The following is an 18,298-nucleotide window of genomic DNA, read 5'->3' as shown; positions in this document are numbered from 1 at the left end:
CAGCGTGCTTGACGGTATAAGCGACGGTAAGGCCGCAAGTCGATCGCAGCCAATCCCTTTAACCACGCGGGTTTAGGTGGCCTGTTGATGATGGAGTGGGAGTGAGATCGGGTTCGTCGGGGACTATCGGCCACGATCGAATAGCTGCCGTAACGTATTGATTTAAAAAGACATACGTCACGGTTGCTATCGGTTGGCTATCGCCGGCCAGCGGAACAGGTTGGCGGTAGCGGTGGCGAGGTCACGAGCTAAGCGCTTCAGTTCCTTCAGTTCCAGATTGGATCTTCCTTCTGCATCTGATCCTTGGTCTTCTTCATCCAATAGGAACCGATCTGGCGTTCCGTGACGAAACCCTGCTTTTTGACGTCGATCTTGTCGAAATTCTCGTAGACATGCGGCATGCCCGTCTGCGCTTCGTCACGGGCCAGCTTGCCGTCATGATTGGTATCGGCCGCCTTGAACCGCTCGGCAATCAGGGCCTTGGCCTGCGCCGTAGTCGGGGGGGCTTTCGGAATCTCGGCTGGCGCCGCCCCCGGTTGGGATCCCGGCGCTGACTGGGCCGTCGCACCTAGAGAAGTGAGTGCCATCAGGACTGCGAAACCAACTGCGGGCAATTTGCGTACGGTCATGTCGCTCTCCTCAAGTCATGATGTTGTTTGAATCTTCGGCACTGGAAGATCTGCTGGCCGAGCTTCCTGAGCCTTGACTCACTCAGCATTCTAGGCGCCCGGACCGGAGACTGCGCGCCAAACTTCGCGTCGATGATATTCGACGCGAAGAGCGAAATGAGCCGCCTGGCTCTCCATTTCGATACCCAAGGTGCCACTTGGCTTGGGTGCGACATCACGCGGTGTTGTTCGGCGATGTTGAGTGCAACGGCCTGCCTCTGGTACCGGCGGATTCCGCTAGACCGCCTAATATGAAAGGCCGCGGGCTCAACGCGTCGAACTCGCCTTCTTCTCTTGCGACACCGTTGCCATGCAAAACAAGCCCAATGCGACAATATTCGTGCCGTTCACCGTGGTCCTGCGCGATGGACGGGAAGTCCTGGTTCGGGAGATTGCCGAAGACGACAAGGCCGGCCTAATGGCGGCATTCAGCAAACTTTCCGCCGATGCGCGTTATGCCAGATTCATGGCCGCCATGCAACAGTTGCCGGAAACGATGCTTGAGCAGGCGACGCACCCGTCCGCGGAACGCGAGTTTGCCTTGGTGGCGCTTGCCACGAAAGAGAAGGGCTCCTCTATTGTGGGTGGCGCGCGCTACGCCGCGGCGCCGGGCAACGATGCTTGCGAGTTTGCCGTGACGGTAGTCGATGACTGGCATGGGATTGGCCTTGCCAGCCGACTGCTGAGCGCTTTGATTGACATCGCTCGCCGCCGCGGTTATCGATGCATGGAAGGTTATGTCTTGTCATCGAATACCGCGATGCGGCGACTGGCTAGACGTTTGGGATTTTCCGACATACCGTGCCCCGACGATGCCACGCTGCGCGTGGTGACCCTTGCGCTGTAAGACAGTGTTGCCCGGAGGTGGGTTACCGCTCTACCTTCGGCTTTCCTGCATCGGATACTCTGCTGCCCGGCCCTATATGCGCTAATCCACACTGCATCTTTGCGACCTGCCTTCACGATGTCCATAAGTGTTGGGCGCGGCCGTCATGCTCGGGGCGCCGCACCTAGGACAACCTCTACTACGCAGCCCTCACTTCGCAGTCTCCGGTTCAGGGCCAAGGTTAGGCCGCCGGCGAATTCAACGCTCGTTCCTCCGGTCGACGCCACGATGTCGGTGGTGGCTACCGGGTTCATGTTGAAAGCGATGCAGATTTTCAGGCTGCGGTGCCGCGCGTCTTCGATTAGGACTTAATCTACAAGGGCGAACGACCGTCGATTTCCTTTGATGGCAGCCCCAGGAGCGCGCGCGCCTGGGCCACTGTCGCCACGGGGCGCCCATATTCCTCGCACAAGGCCGCACCTGGCTGACCAGCGCGGCGTTGGAGGGCGCCAGTGTATGCTTGTCAAGCCGTACATTGTCTTCCAGGCCGGTGCGGCAATGGCCGCCCAGTTCGAGCGACCAGCGCGCCATCGTCAACTGGTCGCGGCCGATGCCAGCGCCGGTCCAGGTGGCATCGGGTGCCAGGCGCCGCAGGGTATGCACATAGAAGGCGAGCACCTCGCGATCGACCGGCATCGCATTCTTGATCCCCATCACGAACTGGATATGCAGCGCGCCGTCGATCTTGCCGGCCTGTTGCATGGCCACCGCCTGGAAGATCATCGACAGGTCGAAGGCCTCTATCTCGGGTTTGACGGCGCAGGCCTTCATTTCCGCGGCGAGCCAGTCCACCAGGTCTGGCGGATTGTCATAGACGCGTGTCGGGAAATTGACCGAGCCGGTGGCAAGCGAGGCCATGTCCGGCCGCAGCGCCAGCATCCCGCCTCGCTCCTTTCCCGCGCCGGAGCGGCCGCCGGTGGAGACCTGCGTGATGATGCCCGGCGCATGCTTGCGGATGCCCTCCAGCACGCGGGCAAAGCGGTCCGGCTCGGAGGACGGCGTCTCGTCGTCATTGCGCACGTGCAGGTGGACGAGCGTGGCCCCCGCCTCGAACGCGGCTTGGGTGGACTCGACCTGCTCGCTGACGGTGATCGGCACGGCCGGGTTGTCCTTCTTGCGCGGCAGCGAGCCGGTGATGGCGACGGAGATAATGCAGGGCTGGGTCATATCGAGGCTTCGGGTGGTGTAGTGCATCACGCCTGGGACAGGAAGCGGATCACCGCGTGCGAAAACGGCTTGGGCAACTCCCAGTTGGACAAATGCGCGGCATTGAGCGCGAGGTATTCGGCGTCGGCAATGCCTTGCGCCAGCTCGCGGCCGTGTTGCGGCGTGGTGGCGGCATCCTGCACGCCCGCGATCACCAGCACGCGCGACCGGATGCCTGGCAGCAGGCCGCGCAGGTCGGCGTCGCGCACGGCGGCGCAGTTGGCGATATAGCCGGCGGGATCCGTGGAGGCGAGCATGGCGAGCACGGGCGCGATGTGCGCCGGATCGCCTGCCAGCGCAGCCGGCGTGAACCAGCGGGCCAGCACGCCCTCGGCAATCTCCGCCATGCCCTCGTTGCGCACGCGCTCGATGCGCGTGTTCCAGCCGGACGCCGGGCCGATCAGCGCCGCGGTATTCGCCAGCACGAAGCGGCCAAAGCGTTCGGGATGATGGCGTGCCAGCCAGATGCCGGTCATGCCGCCCATCGACAGGCCGCAGAAATGGGCCTGCTCAACGCCGGCGTGGTCCATCACCGCCAGCACGTCGGCACCGAGCTCGGCCATGCCGAACGGCGCTGTCGGAACACCGGAGGCGCCATGGCCGCGCGTGTCGTAGCGCAGCACGCGGAAGCGCTCCAGCAGCGCCGGCATCTGCGGGTCCCACATCGACAGGGTGGTGCCCAGCGAGTTGGACAGGACCAGCACCGGCGCGCCGGCCGGACCGTGGAGTTCATAGTGCAGGCGAAGCCCGTCGTGGGTGGCAAAGCGCATGACGTGGGCTCCCTCAGCGGATCGATGAAGGATGCGGCGCCAGCGGGGTGACGGCGATCTTCATGTACGGGAACAGCGGCAGCCCCGACAGCAGCGTGTGCAGCGCCTCGTTGGACTCGACGTCGAACATGCTGTAGTTGGCATACTCGCCGACCACGCGGTAGAGCTGCTGCCACTTGCCCTGGCGCTGCAGGTCCTGCGCATAGGCTTTCTCGCGCGCCTTGATGTCCTCCGCCTGCGCGGGGGGCATGTCGTGCGGCAGGTTTACGTCCATTCGTACCAGATACAGCATTGGTGTCTCCTCGCCTCGATTCTGATGGGGTCTGATTGCAGGGATTCAGGCGCGGTCGCGCCGGTAGTGGGCGAGCTTGTCCTCGTCCAGTGCCATGCCGAGGCCGGGGCCCTGCGGCAGGTGCAACGCGAAGTCGCGGTAGATGGGGCGCTCGGCCACGATGTCGTCCTTCAGCAGCAGCGGGCCGAACAGTTCGGTGCCCCATGCCAGTTGCGGCAGGGTCGCAAAGCCGTGGGCGGCGGCTATGGTGCCGATGCTGCCTTCGAGCATGGTGCCGCCATACAGTGCAATGCCGGCCGCATCGCCCACCGCGGCCGTGCGCAGCATGCCGAAGATGCCGCCCGACTTGGCGATCTTCAGGGCGAACACGTCGGCGCCGCCGATGCGGGCCAGTTCCATCGCGTCCTCGGGCCCGCACACGGCTTCGTCGGCCATGATGGGCACGACGAAGCGCGCCGCCAGACGCGCCAGCGCGGCGCGTTGTTCGCGAGGTGTGGGCTGCTCGATCAGGTCGATGCCGGCGGCCTCCAGCATGGCAATGCCGGTGGCGGCATCCGCTTCGTTCCAGGCCTGGTTGACATCCACCGTGACGCGCGCCCGCTCGCCCAGCGCGCGCTTGATCGCGGATACATGTGCGACGTCCTCGCGCACGCTGCGTCGGCCGATCTTGAGCTTGAAAGTGTCGTGGCGGCGCTCGTCAAGCAGGCGCTCCGCCTCGTCGATGTCCCGCGCGGTGTCGCCGCTGGCCAGCGTCCACAGCACCGGCAGGGTGTCGCGCACGGGGCCGCCTAGCAGTGTCGCCAGCGGCACGCCGAGACGCTTGCCCTGCGCGTCCAGCAGCGCGGTTTCTAGCGCCGACTTGGCGAAGCGGTTACCGCGTGCGACCTTGGCGAGGCGCGCCATGGCGCCATGCACGTTGGCCGCATCCTGGCCCAGCAGCGCCGGTGCAAGGTAGCTGTCGATGGTCAGCTTGATGCCCTCGGGGCTCTCGTCGCCGTAGGAAAGGCCACCGATGGTGGTCGCCTCGCCGAGGCCTTCGACGCCGTCGGCGCAGCGCAGCCGGACGATCACCAGCGTCTGCCGCTGCATGGTCGCCATGGCGAGCTGGTGCGGCCGGATGGTCGGAAGATCGACCAGGATGGCCTCGATGGACTCGATGGCCGTGATGCTTTGCTGCGTCGCCACTTTCATACCTTTCTGATGCAGTTGAACGTTGCACCGGAGTATGGAGGGCGATTTTTTGGGTGTCCAAGACCGTTGGCGTCTGATTTCATACCTCCAGAGTATGGACCGCCCGCTGCTCCTTATTCCTTCGGCGGCGGCAGGTAGGCCATGCCCTCATCCTCGTAGAGCTGGTAGATCATGTCCCGCAGCGAGCGCAGGTCGGCCGACTCGTCCAGCATGCGCGTGCTCATGATAATGGGCGATACCAGCTTGGGATCGTCCAGTTCCTTGTAGGTCACGTCGCCCCGCTTGAGCCCGTAGACGCTGCTCGGGACCACCGAGATGCCTTCGCCCATCGCCACCAGCCCGAGCGCGATCTGCAGCTCGCGCACTTCGTGCAGGCGGCGGGGCTTCAGGGCGCGGTCGTGGAAGGCGGCCAGCACCTGGTCGGCAAAGCTCGGGCGCGGCGCCTTGGGGAAGATGATGAGCGGCTCACCGACCAGGTCGTGCAGCGCGAGCTCGGGTTTGGTGTCAGCCAGCGGATGGCCGACCGGCAGCGCCACGATCATGCGCTCCTCGCGCAGCACCACGCGCCGCACCGACGGGTCTTCGTGGCGAATACGCCCGAAGCCCACGTCGATGCGCCCCTCCTTGAGCGCCTTGATCTGGTCCATGGTCGACATCTCATGCAGGCTCAGTTCCAGATCGGCGTGCATCTGCCGGAAGCGCCGGATGATGCGCGGCAGCATCCCATACAGCGTGGAGCCGACAAAGCCCACCGACATCTTGTGCTCGATCTTGCCGACCCGCTTGGTCATCGCCTGCAGTTCTGCGGTCTGGGCCAGCAGTTGCAGCGCGTGGGTATAGAAGAAGCGCCCGGTGTCGGTCAGCTTCAGCGGGCGCGAATGCCGCTCGAAGAGTTGCACACCCAGGTCTTCCTCCAGTTGCTGGATCTGGCGCGACAGCGGCGGCTGTGCGATATGCAGCCGCTCGGCCGCCCGGGTGAAGTTGCGTTCCTCTGCCACGGCCACGAAGTAACGCAGGTGCCGCAATTCCAAGACTATACCTCCTGAGTATCGAGCAGATACTAAATCAGTGTTGGACTGCTAAAACTGCCGTTGACTATGCTCCATCCGTGCCCGGAAGACAAGCTCGATACCTGCAAAGCATGAACCGGGACCCAACCACAACTATGGAGACCCCCATGACTCACTCGGAAATCGACGCCCTGGTCAACAGCTTTATCGTCGCCACCGGCACGCAAGGCACCCCCGACCCGCGCGTGCAGCAGGTGGTAGTCCGCCTGACGGCGGACCTGTTCAAGGCGATAGAGGACCTCGACCTGAGCGCCAGCGAGGTCTGGAAGGGCATTGAATACTTCGCCGAGGCGGGCGCCACCCAGGAGTTGGGCCTGCTCGCCGCCGGCCTGGGGCTGGAACGCTTCCTCGATGTCCGCGCCGACGAGGCTGAAGCCCGCGCCGGCCTGACCGGCGGCACGCCGCGCACCATCGAAGGCCCGCTCTACGTGGCCGGCGCCCCGGAAAGCACCGGCTTTGCCCGGCTCGACGACGGTAGCGACGACGGCAAGGGCGAGGTCCTGTTCATGCAGGGCACGGTGTACGGCGCCGACGGCAAGCCGCTGCCCGGCGCCAGGGTCGAGGTGTGGCACGCCAACCTGATGGGCAACTACTCGTTCTTCGACAAGACCCAGTCGCACTTCAACCTGCGCCGCACCATCGTCACCGACGCCAACGGCCGCTACCAGTTCCGCAGCAACGTGCCCAACGGCTATGGCTGCCCGCCGGAAGGTACCACCCAGCGCCTGCTGGACCAGCTCGCGCGCCACGGCCGGCGCCCGGCCCACATCCACTTCTTCGTGTCGGCGGACGGCCACCGCAAGCTGACCACGCAGATCAACATCGACGGCGACGAATACCTGTGGGACGACTTCGCCTTTGCCAGCCGCGAGGGGCTGGTGCCGGCGGTGACCCGCGTCACCGACGCCGCCGCGCTCGACAAACACGGCGTGGACAAGCCGTTCGCCTCGATCGACTTCGACTTCCGGCTGCTGCCGGAGCAGGCCGGCGCTCCCGCCGCCGAGGTGGAGCGCCAGCGCGCCGCCGCCTGATTTTCCGTAGTGCCGCCCGCCGTGCGGGCCGGCAGATCCAGTCCGGGCGGCAGCGCCATGCGCAGCGCCGTCCCGCAGACAAGACATCGGCAGGAGACAACTCCATGATCCCCATCTATCCGGAGGGCAAGGCCCCCGTTCGCCCCGGCGCCGGGCGCCTCGACCTCGATGCCTTCCTGGTGGAAGACAAGGCAAGCGGCGACTACCGGCTGCACCGCGCGGCCTTCACCGACGAAGACCTGTTCGAACTCGAGATGAAGCACATCTTCGAGGGTAACTGGATCTACCTGGCGCACGAAAGCCAGATCCCGAACAACAACGATTACTACACCACCCATATCGGCCGCCAGCCGGTGGTGATCGCGCGCAATCGCCAGGGCGAACTGAACGCTTTCATCAATGCCTGTAGCCACCGCGGCGCCATGCTGTGCCGCCACAAGCGCGGCAACAAGGCTACCTATACCTGCCCGTTCCACGGCTGGACCTTCAACAACAGCGGCAAGCTGCTGAAGGTGAAGGATCCCGAGAACGCCGGCTATCCCGACTGCTTCAACAAGGAAGGCTCGCACGACCTGAAGAAGGTGGCGCGCTTCGAGAACTACCGCGGCTTCCTGTTCGGCAGCCTGAACGCGGACGTGCCGCCGCTGAAGGACTTCCTCGGCGAAGCGGCGCGCGTCATCGACATGATCGTCGACCAGTCGGCCGACGGGCTTGAGGTGCTGCGCGGCTCGTCCACATACACATTCGAGGGCAACTGGAAGCTGCAGGCCGAGAACGGCGCCGATGGCTACCATGTGTCGGCGGTGCACTGGAACTACGCCGCGACCACCAGCCAGCGCAAGCAGAAGAACGCGCAGGACGACAAGATCCGCGCCATGGACGCCGGCAAGTGGGGGCAGCAGGGCGGCGGCTTCTACGCCTTCGAGCATGGCCACATGCTGCTGTGGTCGCGCTGGGCCAACCCGGAGGACCGCCCCAACTTCAGCCGCCGCGAGGAATTCGCCGAGCGCTGCGGCGCGGAGACCGCGGACTGGATGATCCAGAACTCGCGCAACCTGTGCCTCTACCCCAACGTCTACCTGATGGACCAGTTCGGCTCGCAGATCCGCCTGCTGCGTCCGCTGGCCGTCGACAAGACCGAGGTCACCATCTACTGCATCGCGCCGAAGGGCGAAGCCGACGAGGCGCGCGCGCGCCGCATCCGCCAGTACGAGGACTTCTTCAACGTCAGCGGCATGGCCACCCCCGACGACCTCGAAGAGTTCCGCGCTTGCCAGCAGGGCTACGCCGGGCAGGCGCTGGCCTGGAACGACATGTGCCGCGGCGCGAAGCACTGGATCGACGGTGCCGACGAGGCCGCGCAGCGCATCGGACTCAAGCCCGTGATGAGCGGGGTGCGTACCGAGGACGAGGGCCTCTACACGGTGCAGCACCGCTACTGGCTGGACGTGATGAAGAAGGCCGTGGCAGAGCAATCCGCCGAAGCTGCGAATGAAGCCACCGACGCCGCCGCAGGGAGCGCAGCATGAGCACCGCCGACATCACCCTCGACCAACCGGTCGACCTTGCCGCCATCCAGTCCTTCCTGTACCGCGAGGCACGGCTGCTGGATGACGAAGAGTGGGACGCATGGCTTGAGTGCTACCACCCCGACGCAAAGTTCTGGATGCCCTGCTGGGATGACGACGGCAAGCTGGTTACCGACCCACAGCGCGAGATCTCGCTGATCTATTACCCGACCCGCCAGGGCCTGGAGGATCGCGTGTTCCGCATCAAGACCGAGCGCTCCAGCGCCACCATCCCGGACACGCGCACCAGCCACAACCTGAGCAACGTGGAAGTGCTCGGGGTGGAGGGCGACACCTGCACCGTGCGCTTCAACTGGCACACGCTGAGCCATCGCTACCAGACTACCTACAGCTACTTCGGCATGTCGCGCTACACGCTCGACCTCTGCGGCGGGCAGCCACGCATCCTGGACAAGTATGTCGTGCTCAAGAACGACTACATCAACCAGGTCATCGACATCTATCACATCTGATCCAGGCTGGAGGAACGCGCCATGGAACACACCATCGCACTGCAATTCGAGGACGGCGTCACCCGCTTCATCACCTGCGGCGAGCACGAGACCCTGTCCGATGCCGCCTATCGGCAGCAGATCAATATCCCGCTGGACTGCCGCGACGGCGCCTGCGGCACCTGCCGCGGGCTGTGCGAGTCGGGCAGCTATGACCTGCCGGCGTCTAGCTATATCGAGGATGCACTGACCGCCGAGGAAGCGGCCGAGGGCTACGTGCTGGCCTGCCAGACCCGCCCGCGTTCGGACTGCGTGATCCGGGTGCCCGCCTCGTCGGCCGCCTGCAAGACCGGCGTCACCACCTACCAGGGGACGCTGGCCGAGCTGGAACAGCTCTCCGATTCGACCATCGGCTTCGCCATCGACCTGGACGAGGCCGCCGGCCTGGATTTTCTGCCCGGCCAGTATGTCAATGTCGAGATCCCGGGCACCAGCCAGACGCGCTCATATTCCTTCTGCTCCGCGCCCGGCAGCGCGCGCACCGGCTTCGTGGTGCGCAACGTGCCGGAAGGGCGGATGAGTACGTGGCTGACCAGCCAGGCGAAGGCCGGCGAGCGCGTGGCGTTCTCGGGCCCCTACGGCAGCTTCTACCTGCGCGAGGTGGCGCGGCCGGTGCTGTTCCTGGCCGGCGGCACCGGCATCGCCCCTTTCCTGTCGATGCTCGATGTGCTGGCCGCCAGCGGCTGTGCGCAGCCGGTGCGCATGGTCTATGGAGTCACCAACGACATAGACCTGGTGGCGCTGTCGCGCATCCATGCGGCCCAGGGTGCCTTGCCCGGCTTCGAATACCGTACCTGCGTTGCTGACGCTGCCAGCAACCACGCCCGCAAGGGCTATGTCACAGCCCATGTGGAACCAGAATGGCTCAACGGCGGCGATGTCGACATCTACCTCTGTGGCCCCGTGGCGATGGTGGAGGCCGTGCGCGGCTGGCTGCAGCAGAGCGGTATCACGCCCGCCGGCTTTTACTACGAGAAGTTCTCGGCCAGCAACGCGGCATGAGCAAGGAGCACGACAACATGAGAACTGCTACACGCTTTGCCGGCAAAGCCATGATCGTGACCGGGGCCGCGCAAGGCATCGGCCGCGGCGTCGCACTGGCCGCCGCCGCCGAGGGCGCCTCGGTGGCGCTGGTCGACCGCTCGACGCTGGTCGATGAAGTCGCGGCGCAGATCGTTGCTGCAGGCGGGCAGGCCATCGCAGTGCACGCCGACCTGGAGCGCTATGCCGGCGCCACGCACATGGCGCAGGCGGCCGAAGCAGCCTTCGGCCGCATCGACATCCTCGTCAACAACGTGGGCGGCACAATCTGGGCCAAGCCCTTCCAGGCCTATGAAGAGGACGAGATCGAAGCCGAGATCCGGCGCTCGCTGTTCCCCACGCTGTGGTGCTGCCGGGCGGTGCTGCCCGGCATGGTCGCGCGCCGGCAGGGCGTCATCGTCAACGTGTCGTCGATTGCCACGCGCAGCATCCACCGTGTGCCCTACGCGGCGGCCAAGGGCGGCGTCAACGCACTGACGGCCAGCCTCGCCTTCGAGCATGCGCACGAAGGCGTGCGCGTCAACGCAGTGGCCACCGGTGGCACCGAGGCACCGCCGCGCCGGATTCCACGCAACATGGCTGCTCAGAGCGAGCAGGAGGCCATCTGGTACCAGGCCATCGTCGACCAGACCAGGGCCTCGAGCCTGATGCACCGCTATGGCACGATCGACGAGCAGGTGCATGCCATCCTGTTTCTCGCATCGGACGAGGCTTCGTACATTACCGGCACGGTCTTGCCAGTTGGCGGCGGGGATCAGGGCTGACAGCGGTCTGAAGCGCCGGCCCCCGGCGCAATCAGCAGGTGGCGCTTGACGCGCATTTTCTTTTGGTTCACCTTATGTCGCCGGCATGGCTGGCCGGGCGTCCGATGGCCGGCGCCAGGCTTTTCGCGGCGATCGCGCCAGCGCAGCCCGCGAGCGAACAACAATAGGTGACCAAAGGGAGACCATCACAATGAGCAAGCTGCTGCTCGGACCCGTGCTGTCTACCGGGGCACGGACAACCCGAACGGCTGCAAGCTGTGGGCGACGTGGCGGTGCGAGACCAAGGCAGCATTCACCAATTCACCTGCTGGCTACCGACCCGGTGAACTTATAGGTTGGGCCGAGTCAGAGAGTAGGGCGGGGCGACGTGCTCAGGCATGCGTCCCCCATGCCTCGCCGATTCAAACCCCATCCGAGGAGGATTCATACCATGCGCCATTGATGCCGCCGTCTGCATGACGGCCAGTCTCCACCGCCCCCAAGCAGGGGGAGTTCCTGGCATCCCTGGAATCTTGCATGTCAAATCCCAAGCTGACGCTGGAAAGCGTTGCCTGCGTCCTGCCCGACGGCCGGACGCTCTTCTCTGAACTGTCCGAACAATTCGATGGCCGTCCCACTGGCCTGGTCGGGCGCAACGGTATCGGCAAGTCCGTGCTGGCACGCATCCTGGGCGGGGAGCTGGAGCCCTCCGCGGGGCGTTGCGTGCGCTCGGGCAGCGTGCATTACCTGTCCCAGCAGGCTGCGCATGCCGTGCAGACGTCGGTGGCCGGGCTGGCTGGCGTGCAGTCGGTGCTGGATGCGCTGCAACGCCTTGAGGCCGGCAGCACGGTGGCACAAGACTTCGATGACGTCGGCGAGCACTGGAACATGCCGCAACGGCTGCAGCAGGAGCTGGAGCGCAATGGCCTGGGCTACCTGCACGCGGACACCCCGGCGCGCACCCTGAGCGGCGGCGAAGCCATGCGTGTGGCACTGATCGGCGCGCTGTTGTCGGATGCCGATTTCCTGATTCTCGACGAACCCAGCAACCACCTGGACCGGCCGAACCGGCTGGCGCTGATCGCACAACTGCAACGCTGGCAACGCGGCCTGCTGGTGGTCAGCCATGACCGGCAATTGCTGGCGGGCATGGCGCGCATCGTCGAGCTGTCGTCGCTCGGACTGCGCAGCTATGGCGGCGGCTATTCGTTCTATGCGCAATGCAAGGCGCAGGAGCGAGAGAATGCCTTGCAGCAGCTGGATCAGCGCAAGCTCGAACGCAAGCGGGAAGAACAGTCGCTGCGTGCGCAACGTGAACGCCAGGAGCGTCGGCAGGCCCGTGGCCACCGGCAGGCGCGCGACGCCAATCAGGCCAGGATCCTGCTGGGCCGGCAGAAGGAGCGCAGCCAGGCATCGGCGGGCAGGCTGCGCCTGCAGCAAGCGGCGGCGCGCGAAGCGCTCGATGCGCGCGTGAGCGACGCAGCGCGACAGGTGGAAGACGATGCAGCGATCATATTGCTCGCGTTGCCTGTCAGTCAGGCGGCCCAACGCCGCGTAGCTGAACTGGAGGAGGTCGATCTGCCGTTCGTGCCGGCCGCTACGCGACGCGTCAGCCTGACCCTGACGGGCCAGCAGCGCGTGGGCGTGGTCGGCCCCAACGGCTGCGGCAAGTCCACCTTGCTCAAGCTGCTGGCCGGCCAGTTGCAGCCGCTGGCTGGCCGCTGCGCGGTGCATGTCGAAAGCGCCTACCTCGACCAGCAACTGGCCGGCCTGTTGCCGCAGCGCTCAACCATTGAACAGATGCTGGCCGCCAACCACACCGCGGGGGAGGCGGCATTGCGCACGCGGCTGGCGCTGCTGGATCTCGATGCGCAGAAGGTCACCGTACCCAGCGGCCTGCTCAGCGGCGGCGAGCGCCTGAAGGCCGCGCTGGCTTGTACCTTGTATGCCGATCCGCCGGCACAGCTGCTGTTGTTCGATGAACCCAGCAACCACCTGGACCTGCCGTCCGTGCAGGCGGTGGAGACGATGCTGCGCGGCTATCAGGGCGCACTGGTGGTGGTGTCCCACGATGATGTGTTCATGGCCAGCCTGGGGCTGACCCATCGACTGGCGGCAACGTCGGATGGGTGGAAGCTGGAACCCTGGTGACCCGAAAGCGAGGTGGTCTTATTTATACCCGGGTGATATTGGCATCTTATTTTATCCGGGTAATATTCGGAGGTCGTCTCCCAGGGGCATCCCCATGAGCAACGTAACGCTTCACAACTACACCACCTTCGACGGCCACCGGCGTATCGCCACGGGCCCGCTGCAAGCCAATGCGCTGGCGCTCAAGCGTGCGCTGGAAGCTGGCGCGGGCGGACCCGTGCTGGTTTTCGACGACAGCACCGGGCGCTCCGTCGACCTGGATACAAGCGGGACGGAGGCCGCCGCACTTGAGCGGACTGCCAAGCGCGCCGCGCAGCTAGAATCCCTGCGGCAGCCAGCCGGCGAGAACGACGACGCAGCGGATGTGGCCGAGCCCCGGGGCCGAGGGCGCCCGAAGCTTGGCGTGGTATCGCGCGAGGTGACGCTGCTGCCGCGCCATTGGGAATGGCTGGCCGCCCAGCCAGGCGGGGCATCCGTGGCCCTGCGCAAGCTGGTCGAGCAGGCGCGCCGGGACAGCGCGGACAAGGACCGCGGCCGCCGCGCCAGCGAACGGACCTACCACTTCATGGTGGCGATGGCGGGAGATTTGCCCGGCTTCGAGGAAGCCACGCGGGCCTTGTTCGCGGGCGATGTGGCGGGCTTTGCGCAGCGGATCGAGGCATGGCCGGTGGATGTCCGCGAGCACGCGATGCGCCTTGCCAACAGCAACGCCTGAACGGCTGGGCGGTCCCGCTCAGATGCCGCCCAGCAGGTCATGCGCATCCACGATCGCATAGGCGATCTCGGGATGCTCTTCCATGCTGCGGCGGATGGCGGCGGGGATCGACTGGCGGATCTTGCGGCACAGGCCGGGCTGCTCCTGCACCTGGATGCTGATGCCGCGCACCGTGCGCACGCCGCGGGCGCTGGGGGTGATGGTCAGCACGATGCCCAGCTGGGTCTGCATCAGGCTTTCCATGCGCTGCAGTTCAGCCAGGCTGGTCAGGCTCTCAAGCCGTTCGACCAGCCGCTTTTCCTCGGGGCGGGTGAGCCGCAGCACGCGCAAGTCAGCGTTGGGGTCACTCAGCAAGGCTTCGCGCCCGCAGATGCAGGCGCCGGGCGGGCATTCCGTGCGAAGAGGGAACGGCGCGTTCATGTGGGGCGCGGCCACAAGGCCGCAAGATAGCGGGGGCGATGACCGCATATGTTAACAGGTTGCCGGTCGCCGGTTGCCCGCTGCGGGCGCGCCATCTTTCCCGCCACCCCTCAGGTCTCAGGCCGCGGCACCTGGCCTGGCCGCGCCCTGCCGGTTGCGCGGCTCGGTGTCCGGCAGCAAATGCCGATCCGGTCTATGCTCGCGGCAGCGGTGCGGCCCGACGGCCCCCGACAACAAGAAATTTCCAACCAGGGCCTGCACAGGAGATCCCCATGGCACTCTCGATGTACGAAGTTTCGATTCCCTTGTTCATCCGCGCGCTCGGCAACCTGGCCGCGATCCTGGACAAGGGCGCGGCCCACGCCCAGGCGCAGGGCATGGATCCGGCCGACCTGATCCAGTCCCGCCTGATCGCCGACATGGATGCGCTGGCGGCACAGGTGCAGCGCGCCAGCGACGCCGCCAAGGGCTGCGCCGCGCGGCTGGCAGGCATCGAGGTGCCGTCGTTCGCCGATACGGAAACCACCTTTGCCGAACTGCAGGACCGCATCGCCCGCACCGTCGTCTTCCTGGAGCAGATCACGCCTGAGCAGCTGGAAGGCAGCGAGCGGCGCGCGATCGAGCTGAAGCTGCGCCAGGGGCCGATGACATTCGACGGCAAGTCCTACCTGCTGGGCTTTGCGTTGCCCAATTTCTACTTCCACGTGACCACTGCCTACGACATCCTGCGCCACAAGGGCGTGCAGATCGGCAAGCGCGACTATCTCGGGCTCAAGTAAGAAAAAGGCCGGGCGCAAAGGCCCGGCCGTGTTCATCATGGCGCGCTCAGGCGGCGATCAATCCCACTTCGGCGCAAAGTCCGGGTTGGCCAGCCGCTCGCCGCGGTCCAGGCCGGCGATGGCCGCCATCTCCTGCTCCGACAACCGCAGCGATGCTGCCGCCAGGTTGCTCTCCAGGTTGGCGCGCCGGGTCGACGACGGGATCACCGCATAGCCCTGCTGCAGCAGCCATGCCAGCGCGACCTGCGCGGGAGATGCGCCGTGCGCCTGTGCAATCCGCTGCAGGACCGGGTCGTGCACCACCTTGCCGTAGGCCAGCGGCATGTATGCGGTGAGGTGGATGCCTTGCGCGCGGGTGAAGTCGGCCAGCTTGCGGTTCTGCAGGAACGGGTGCATTTCGATCTGCTGCGTGGCGATCTGGTCGGCGCCGACCGCATCGATGGCCTGCTGCAGGTGGGCGATGGTGAAGTTCGATACGCCGGTCGCGCGGGTGAGGCCCGCGGCGCGCGCCTCGGCCAGTGCCGCCATGTATTCCTGCACGGGGATTGTGTCGCCGGGCGCGGGCCAGTGGATCAGCGTCAGGTCGACCTGGTCCAGTTGCAGCTTTTCCAGGCTCTGCTCCAGGCTGGCGCGCAGGCGGTCGCGGCCCAGCGCTCCGGTCCAGATCTTGGTGGTGACAAACAGGTCCTGGCGCGGCACGCCGCTGGCGGCGATGGCCTGGCCGACTTCGGCCTCGTTGTCGTAGATCTGCGCGGTGTCGACATGGCGGTAGCCCAGTTCCAGCCCGGTGCGCACCGAGTCGATGACCTGCCGGCCCTTGAGTCGGAACGTGCCGAGGCCGATGGCGGGAATCTGCATGATGTTCTCCTTATAGCTTTCAGGGTGTTCGCGAAGCGTCGGTACAGGGGGGGCGGATCAGTGCGTCATGGCACCGGCCGGCATGCCGCCGCTGCGGGCATCGAAGCCAGCGGCGCGGTCCAGGCGCCCGCTCAGCTCGGTCAGGGCCAGTGCCACCAGCACGACCAGCGCGCCGATCCATGGAGTCTGCATCAGCCCCAGGTGGGTCACGATCAGCCCGCCGGCCCAGGCCGCGCCGGCAATGCCGAGATTGAAGGCGGCGATATTCAGGCCGGAGGCCACGTCCACGGCGTCAGGCGTGAAGCGTTCGGCCTGCTTGACTACGTAGACCTGCAGGCCGGGCACGTTGCCGAAGGCCACGGCGCCCCAGGCCAGCACGGTCGCCACCACCAGCCAGCGATGCGGCGCGGTGAAGGTCAGCACGAACAGCACCAGGGCCAGCAGCAGGAACACCAGCTTCAACGCCGGGATCGGCCCGTGGCGGTCGGCCAGGCGGCCGCCCCAGATGTTGCCCGCGGCGACCGAGACACCATACACCAGCATCACCAGGCCGACCGCGCCGGCGTCAAAGCCGGACACGTCCTGCAGGATCGGGGCGAGGAAGGTGAAGGGGATGAACGAACCGCCGTAGCCGATCGCGGTCTTGGCGTACACCAGCAGCAGCCGCGGCTCGGCCAGCACACGAGCCTGCTGCAGCAGCGACGCCGGCGGCGTATGCGCGATGTTGCGCGGCACGAACAGCAGGCTGCCGACAAAGGCCACTGCGCCCAGCGCCGAGACGGCCAGGAAGGTCTCACGCCAGCCGAAGTGCTGGCCAATGAAGGTGCCAAGCGGCACGCCGGTCACCAGCGCCACGGTCAGGCCGGTGAACATGATGGCGATGGCACTGGCGGCTTTCTCGCGCGGCACCAGCCCGGTGGCGATGGTCGAGCCGATCGAGAAGAACACGCCGTGGGCCAGGCCGGTCAGCACGCGCGCCAGCACCAGCGATTCATAGCCGGGCGCCTTCCACGCCAGCAGGTTGCCGAGCGTAAACAGTGCCATCAGCGACAACAGCAGCAGCTTGCGCGGCAGCCGCCCGGTCAGCGCGGTCAGCACGGGCGCGCCGATGGCGACGCCCAGCGCGTACAGGCTGACCAGCAGCCCCGCCGACGGCAGCGAGACATGCAGGTCGGCGGCAATGGTAGGGATCAGGCCAACGATCACGAACTCGGTCGTGCCGATGGCAAAGGCGCTGATGGTCAGCGCGAACAGGGCAATGGGCATGATGCAGCCTCCGGTAAGGGCAACAAGGGCGAAAGGAGCCAGGAACAGGGCCGAGTGTGCCTGACATGCTTTTGCAGAAAAACCCGGTGATCTGCAGAAGATATTTGATTAAAATTCAAGAATGAAGCTGACCCTGGAAGAACTCGCCGCCTTTGTCGCCGTGGTCGATGCCGGCTCGATCACGGCCGCTGCCGAGCAGTTGGGCCAGACCGTGTCTGGCATCAGCCGCGCGCTGAGCCGCCTGGAGGACAAGCTGGAAACCACGCTGCTGCGCCGGACCACGCGCCGGCTGGAGCTGACGGAGGAGGGCGGCGCCATGCTGGCGCATGCGCGCGGCATCCTGTCCGCGGCAGACCTGGCCGAGGAGCAGATGGCGCTGCGCCGCCAGCGCCCGGCGGGCAAGCTGCGCGTCAATGCGGCCGCGCCGTTCATGCTGCACGCGGTGGTGCCGCTGGTGGGCGAGTTCCGGCGCCTGTATCCGGACATCGAGCTGGAACTGAACACCAACGACCAGATCATCGACCTGATCGAGCACCGCACCGATGTCGCCATCCGCATCGGCACGCTGCGCGATTCAACGCTGCATGCGCGCTCGCTGGGCACCTCGCGGCTGCGCGTGCTGGCCAGCCCCGCCTACCTGAAGGCACGCGGGCGGCCGCGCAGCGTGGCCGACCTGGCCGGGCATGCGCTGCTGGGCTTTACCCAGCCGGAAGGGCTCAACCGCTGGCCCGTGCGGACCGACGACGGCCTGGAGTTGCCGATCCGGCCACATCTGGCGGCATCCAGCGGCGAAACCCTGCGCCACCTGGCCCTGGCCGGCCAGGGGCTGGTGTGCCTGGCGGATTTCATGACCGAGGCCGACCGGCGCGCGGGCGATCTGGTGCAGGTGCTGGTGGACCAGACCGAGGAGGTGCGGCAATCGATCCACGCCGTGTACTACCTGAATACGCAGCTGTCGGCGCGGATTGCCTGTTTCCTCGATTTCCTGGCCGCTCACCTGGCCGGCGGCGGGGACCGCATCCCGCCAGTATCTAAGCGAAAACCCTGACCCCTCTGGTATACTTGCAATACGTCCGGACCGGCCGGACGCAGCCTGCGACAGGCCACAGGCGGTCCTCCGGCAGTGCCCGG

Annotated in this window: 18 protein-coding genes and 1 pseudogene; 10 read left to right on the top strand and 9 right to left on the bottom strand. The window is 66.2% G+C overall.

Annotated features, from left to right (window positions below):
• Positions 1-266 precede the first annotated feature (266 nt).
• Positions 267-629: a hypothetical protein gene (locus A3A5_RS0129280; RefSeq protein WP_018314001.1), complete on the bottom strand. Its 363-nt coding sequence runs from the start codon at positions 627-629 to the stop codon at positions 267-269.
• A gap of 349 nt (positions 630-978) precedes the next feature.
• Between A3A5_RS0129280 and A3A5_RS0129275 the strand changes: the two genes are divergently transcribed.
• Entirely contained in the window at positions 979-1,515 is a 537-nt protein-coding gene (locus A3A5_RS0129275; RefSeq protein WP_018314000.1) for a GNAT family N-acetyltransferase, read from the top strand.
• 352 nt (positions 1,516-1,867) lie between these two features.
• Here the strand turns inward: A3A5_RS0129275 and A3A5_RS39495 are convergent.
• From A3A5_RS39495 to A3A5_RS0129250, 5 genes and pseudogenes are all read right to left on the bottom strand, one after another.
• A pseudogene (locus A3A5_RS39495) lies at positions 1,868-2,721 on the bottom strand (3-keto-5-aminohexanoate cleavage protein).
• Positions 2,722-2,747: 26 nt separating this feature from the next.
• Entirely contained in the window at positions 2,748-3,530 is a 783-nt protein-coding gene (gene pcaD / locus A3A5_RS0129265; RefSeq protein ID WP_018313999.1) for a 3-oxoadipate enol-lactonase, read from the bottom strand.
• Positions 3,531-3,543: 13 nt separating this feature from the next.
• The gene (catC, locus tag A3A5_RS0129260) at positions 3,544-3,822 is read right to left on the bottom strand and encodes a muconolactone Delta-isomerase (protein ID WP_018313998.1); all 279 of its coding nucleotides are present in this window, start codon (positions 3,820-3,822) and stop codon (positions 3,544-3,546) included.
• Positions 3,823-3,867: 45 nt separating this feature from the next.
• The gene (locus A3A5_RS0129255; protein WP_018313997.1) at positions 3,868-5,013 is read right to left on the bottom strand and encodes a muconate/chloromuconate family cycloisomerase; all 1,146 of its coding nucleotides are present in this window, start codon (positions 5,011-5,013) and stop codon (positions 3,868-3,870) included.
• A 113-nt stretch (positions 5,014-5,126) separates the two neighbouring features.
• A complete protein-coding gene (locus A3A5_RS0129250; RefSeq protein WP_018313996.1) occupies positions 5,127-6,044 on the bottom strand; it encodes a LysR family transcriptional regulator in 918 nt (305 codons plus the stop codon).
• 146 nt (positions 6,045-6,190) lie between these two features.
• Between A3A5_RS0129250 and catA the strand changes: the two genes are divergently transcribed.
• From catA to A3A5_RS0129215, 7 genes are all read left to right on the top strand, one after another.
• The gene (gene catA / locus A3A5_RS0129245) at positions 6,191-7,114 is read left to right on the top strand and encodes a catechol 1,2-dioxygenase (RefSeq protein WP_018313995.1); all 924 of its coding nucleotides are present in this window, start codon (positions 6,191-6,193) and stop codon (positions 7,112-7,114) included.
• Between the two features lie 104 nt (positions 7,115-7,218).
• Positions 7,219-8,643, top strand: coding sequence for a benzoate 1,2-dioxygenase large subunit (gene benA, locus A3A5_RS0129240; RefSeq protein ID WP_018313994.1), 1,425 nt, complete (start codon positions 7,219-7,221; stop codon positions 8,641-8,643).
• The gene (gene benB, locus A3A5_RS0129235; protein ID WP_018313993.1) at positions 8,640-9,155 is read left to right on the top strand and encodes a benzoate 1,2-dioxygenase small subunit; all 516 of its coding nucleotides are present in this window, start codon (positions 8,640-8,642) and stop codon (positions 9,153-9,155) included. The genes benA and benB overlap by 4 nt, the downstream gene beginning before the upstream one ends.
• Before the next feature lie 21 nt (positions 9,156-9,176).
• Positions 9,177-10,196 carry a benzoate 1,2-dioxygenase electron transfer component BenC gene (gene benC, locus A3A5_RS0129230; protein ID WP_018313992.1) on the top strand — a complete coding sequence of 340 codons (1,020 nt, stop codon included), beginning with the start codon at positions 9,177-9,179 and terminating at the stop codon, positions 10,194-10,196.
• A 17-nt stretch (positions 10,197-10,213) separates the two neighbouring features.
• On the top strand, positions 10,214-10,999 hold the full coding sequence (locus tag A3A5_RS0129225; RefSeq protein WP_026201245.1) for a 1,6-dihydroxycyclohexa-2,4-diene-1-carboxylate dehydrogenase: 786 nt from the start codon (positions 10,214-10,216) through the stop codon (positions 10,997-10,999).
• A gap of 516 nt (positions 11,000-11,515) precedes the next feature.
• Positions 11,516-13,129 (top strand): ABC-F family ATP-binding cassette domain-containing protein, encoded by a 1,614-nt coding sequence (locus A3A5_RS0129220; protein WP_018313990.1) that lies wholly within the window; start codon positions 11,516-11,518, stop codon positions 13,127-13,129.
• Positions 13,130-13,223: 94 nt separating this feature from the next.
• Entirely contained in the window at positions 13,224-13,844 is a 621-nt protein-coding gene (locus A3A5_RS0129215) for a DUF2239 family protein (protein WP_018313989.1), read from the top strand.
• 18 nt (positions 13,845-13,862) lie between these two features.
• Here the strand turns inward: A3A5_RS0129215 and A3A5_RS0129210 are convergent, their stop codons facing one another.
• Positions 13,863-14,264 carry a hypothetical protein gene (locus tag A3A5_RS0129210; protein ID WP_018313988.1) on the bottom strand — a complete coding sequence of 134 codons (402 nt, stop codon included), beginning with the start codon at positions 14,262-14,264 and terminating at the stop codon, positions 13,863-13,865.
• A gap of 272 nt (positions 14,265-14,536) precedes the next feature.
• On the opposite strand from A3A5_RS0129210, the gene A3A5_RS0129205 reads away from it, so the two are divergent.
• Positions 14,537-15,043: a DUF1993 family protein gene (locus A3A5_RS0129205; RefSeq protein WP_018313987.1), complete on the top strand. Its 507-nt coding sequence runs from the start codon at positions 14,537-14,539 to the stop codon at positions 15,041-15,043.
• A 57-nt stretch (positions 15,044-15,100) separates the two neighbouring features.
• Here A3A5_RS0129205 and dkgB read toward each other — a convergent pair whose 3' ends face one another.
• Positions 15,101-15,901: a 2,5-didehydrogluconate reductase DkgB gene (dkgB, locus tag A3A5_RS0129200; RefSeq protein WP_018313986.1), complete on the bottom strand. Its 801-nt coding sequence runs from the start codon at positions 15,899-15,901 to the stop codon at positions 15,101-15,103.
• Positions 15,902-15,958: 57 nt separating this feature from the next.
• On the bottom strand, positions 15,959-17,167 hold the full coding sequence (locus A3A5_RS0129195; RefSeq protein WP_018313985.1) for an MFS transporter: 1,209 nt from the start codon (positions 17,165-17,167) through the stop codon (positions 15,959-15,961).
• A gap of 121 nt (positions 17,168-17,288) precedes the next feature.
• Here A3A5_RS0129195 and A3A5_RS0129190 point away from each other — a divergent pair, with 121 nt between their 5' ends.
• A complete protein-coding gene (locus A3A5_RS0129190; RefSeq protein ID WP_018313984.1) occupies positions 17,289-18,215 on the top strand; it encodes a LysR substrate-binding domain-containing protein in 927 nt (308 codons plus the stop codon).
• The last annotated feature ends 83 nt before the right edge of the window (positions 18,216-18,298 follow it).

This window comes from Cupriavidus sp. UYPR2.512, from assembly GCF_000379565.1.
Lineage (GTDB): Bacteria > Pseudomonadota > Gammaproteobacteria > Burkholderiales > Burkholderiaceae > Cupriavidus.
This window is presented reverse-complemented; position numbering and strand designations above follow the sequence as displayed.